Source organism: Photorhabdus temperata, assembly GCF_025384845.1.
GTDB lineage: Bacteria > Pseudomonadota > Gammaproteobacteria > Enterobacterales > Enterobacteriaceae > Photorhabdus > Photorhabdus temperata.
The window spans coordinates 1-1,723 of record NZ_JAJAFX010000168.1 but is presented as its reverse complement, the minus strand read 5'-3'; the positions used below and the strand labels follow the sequence as shown (position 1 = coordinate 1,723).

Here is a 1,723-nt window from a genome sequence, read left to right as displayed (position 1 = left end):
GGCAAGCTTTAAACGTTATTAAAAGTCATTGCTTTAACTTATGGTTTTAATCAGTATAGAGTTTTAACGGTTTTTTACTACTTTTAACACCCGCTTTTTATTTATTTTAATCATCATGGAATATTGTATTTTACGTTTAATTATACTCACTTTTTATCTTTATTAATGTTATTTAACCGGCAGTTTTAATAAGTCACTACCTTTTATTTTTCCTCCATAAATCAGAAAATAAATCTCCTGATGATATAAATAAATCCCTTTATGTTTTCCCAGATAATCACCCTCTTCTTCAAGGCTAAAATACTGCCAGATTAACCGCTTTATTCATTTCTTTATTACGTTATTCTTAGAATTTTCTTCATAAAGTAACAACGAAAAAGCACTTAAATACCCATTTGTTCGGATAATGTTATTTTACGTACTGATTTCTTTTCAATTCTCTATTAATGGTTAATGATTTTCGATTAAATGCAATTAGCTCTCCTTCTGAAAAGTTGCATTTATTTAGACACGCCATTTTATATAAAATCTTTACTATCTCTGCATTCACGCTTTTAAATGATTATGCAGGTTAGGTAAATACATGATGAATAATCTTTAAATGTTATTAAAAGTCATTTTCTTAACTTGTGGTTCTAATCAATATAAAGTTTTCACCATTTTTTACCGAGTTTAACACCTGCTTTTTATGAAGTTTAATCACTATCGACTATCGTGTTTTATGTTTAACTAACGTCAATCATACTCACTTTTTATCTTTACTGACGTTGTTTTACCAGTAATTTTAATAAGTGACCACCCTTTATTTTGTTCTCATAAATCAGCAAGTAAATGGCCTGATGAGATAAAAATATCCCTTTTTATTTTTTCGGATAATCACCTATTTTTTTCAGAACTTAAATCCTGCCAAATCAACCGTTTTATTCATTTTTTATTGCGTTATTTTTAGTATTTTCGTCATAAAATAACAACAAGAAAGCCCTTAAATACCTATTTGATCAAATAATATCTTTTACATGCTGATTTTTTTAAATTTACTATTAATGGTTAATGGTTAATGGTTAATGGTTAATGGTTAATGGTTAATGGTTAATGGTTTTCGATTAAATGAAATTAATTCTCTTTCTGAAAAGTCGCATTTATTTAAACCCACCATTTATACAAAATCCTTAATATCTCTGTATTCACTCTCTTAAATAATCATAGCAGATTATGTAAATGCAAAATAAACCGAGTATATAATCGCTGATAAATAAATTAAAAATAGCAGGTAATAACCTGCTTCTAGTCATTTTATACCCCTTAAAAATCCGGCATTAATCGGAAACCTATTTTTTAACTCTTGGCTGATAGATAACTGAATTAATCACCGATTAAAAAGAAGCTTGCAATCTCCCAAAAATGGAAATGCAAGCAAAAAGAGAAAGCGAGTAATGTTAAAAGATGAGCAGTGAGTACAGCAATTTTCACTCCGAGGATTTTCTTATTTTTTAATTAAAAACTCATCTAATAAATGGCCTTCATTAAGCAGTTTTTGTAAACCTAATGGTCTTTTTCCATTTCCTGACCAGTATTTAATCTCCCCATTTTCATTAAACTGATACTTCGGTTTTCTCGTTTTTCCTTTTCCTGTATTTGATTTTCTAGGTTTAAAACCAGAGAGGGTAATAGGTATGTTAATGGTATTAATATCAAAGCCCATTTCTTCAATAATTTTTAATAT

At 28.2% G+C, this 1,723-nt stretch carries 1 protein-coding gene; it reads right to left on the bottom strand.

What is annotated here, in order from left to right; genetic code table 11:
- Window positions 1–1,483: 1,483 nt before the first annotated feature.
- The coding region (locus tag LGZ99_RS24345) for an H-NS histone family protein (protein ID WP_262979837.1) at window positions 1,484–1,723 on the bottom strand (240 nt) is incomplete at its 5' end.